This is a genomic window from Haloferax sp. s1 (assembly GCF_058382125.1).
Window position 1 is genome coordinate 1 of record NZ_JBZRPK010000320.1, and the last position, 1,450, is coordinate 1,450.

General features: G+C 65.9%; 1 protein-coding gene and 1 pseudogene. Both read right to left on the reverse strand.

The genetic code is table 11. The features are described from left to right. Nucleotides 1–697: pseudogene (locus tag QT222_RS03595) on the reverse strand (exonuclease); the annotation flags it as partial. A 4-nt stretch (nucleotides 698–701) separates the two neighbouring features. Beyond that, nucleotides 702–1,169: a 30S ribosomal protein S15 gene (locus tag QT222_RS03600; protein WP_004572513.1), complete on the reverse strand. Its 468-nt coding sequence runs from the start codon at nucleotides 1,167–1,169 to the stop codon at nucleotides 702–704. Between the last annotated feature and the right edge of the window lie 281 nt (nucleotides 1,170–1,450).

The window sequence follows — 1,450 nt, forward strand, 5'->3', positions numbered from 1 at the left end:
CCGCGCCCTCAGGCATCGGCGCGGGTAGGGCCGCCGGCAGCGTAAGATGTGTAAAAGGGCGGGGAGGAGGGCCCCGCACCCCCGCCGTTACCGCCCGCGGGGTTGCCTCGCCGGTCGTCGCCTCGATAGCGACGAGGGAGGCAACCCGCCGGTGCGCATCAGCGTCGAGCTCAGCCGGAAGCGCCAATTCGGCAAGTGCCGCCTGTGCGCGTTCTCTGTCGGCCGAAAACGGTGTGTGGACGAGCGTCGAGTGCGCCAACCCATCGGCGAGGTCGCCCGTCGGGACGGCCACACCGGGTCGGGAGTCGACGCCCGCGTCGGTCGCCGCCTCAACGAGTTCGGTCTCGCCCTCCGGAGAGACACCGGCGGCGTGGAGACCGGCCAGTGTGACCACCGGGGCGGGGTCGACACCGAGTTCGCGGACGACGGAACCGGCGTCACGCGGGTCGAGTTCGAGGTCTGCATCGGCGTCCGACAACCCCACGACAGCCGCGACGTCGTCGTTCGCGGCGGTGTCTGGAGCGTCGGTCGCCCGAATACGGAAGGGGACGTCGAGTGTCCTGAGCGCCCGCCCGATGACACCTGCGGCGGCGACAGCGGCACCGCTGGTGTGCACGCGGAGACGAACGAATGTCGCCTCGCGGAGCGTCGCGGCGGCGTCGGCGGCGGGTGTCTGTTCGGCGGGGCTCACGGACATCTAATTACTTTTCGAGGAGTTCGACGGCGACGTCGTAGCTGTACGTGAAGTCTTCGTCGAGCTTGTTCCCTTGGTAGTAGGAAACAAGACGGCGAATCTTCGACTCCGTGTTCTGGAGCGCACGACGGTTGGACTTGTCCTGCTGGTTTTCTTCCATGTGCTCGCGGAGGCGAACGGCGCGCTCCATGAGGTTACGGAGGTCCTCGGGGAGGTCGGACGCGGCGTCGTTCTCTTCGAGGATGGTGGTGACCTTCTTGCCCGTGGCGAGTTTGACGTCCGGAATCGGAACGCCCTTGACGCCTTCGTCGCGCAGTGCAAGGCCAATCTGGCTGGGGTCGTTGCCCTGTTCAGCAAGTTCGACGACGCGCGCTTCGATGTCTGCTGCGTCGACGTCACTCCACTCCGGTGCTTCGTCTGCCACCGGCTTGTCCGAGCTGGACGAGCCACGGCGGCGGGTGTGCATTCGTGCCATTGTTGCGGGTTGGAACCGCACTGACCGCAGAAACGAGTACCCCGTAGTCGCATTGACGACTACTGGGGCACTACCGCAATCCCAAGCCCGCAAACGCGGGCACGTCAGATTTGCGGCCGTGCTAGATTCCCATCGACATCTGCACGCGCGCCGGGTTAAACCGTTTCGACTCGCGGCGCATGAGAATCGAAGGGCTTCTAAATGGGTGGCGGCTATCAGTGGGTGCGGGCTCGTAGATCAGGGGTAGATCACTCCCTTGGCATGGGAGAGGCCCCGGGTTC

Bases quoted from the DNA above. Each gene is read 5' to 3' on its own strand.
- QT222_RS03600 (WP_004572513.1), bottom strand. From the start codon at position 1,169: ATGGCACGAATGCACACCCGCCGCCGTGGCTCGTCCAGCTCGGACAAG.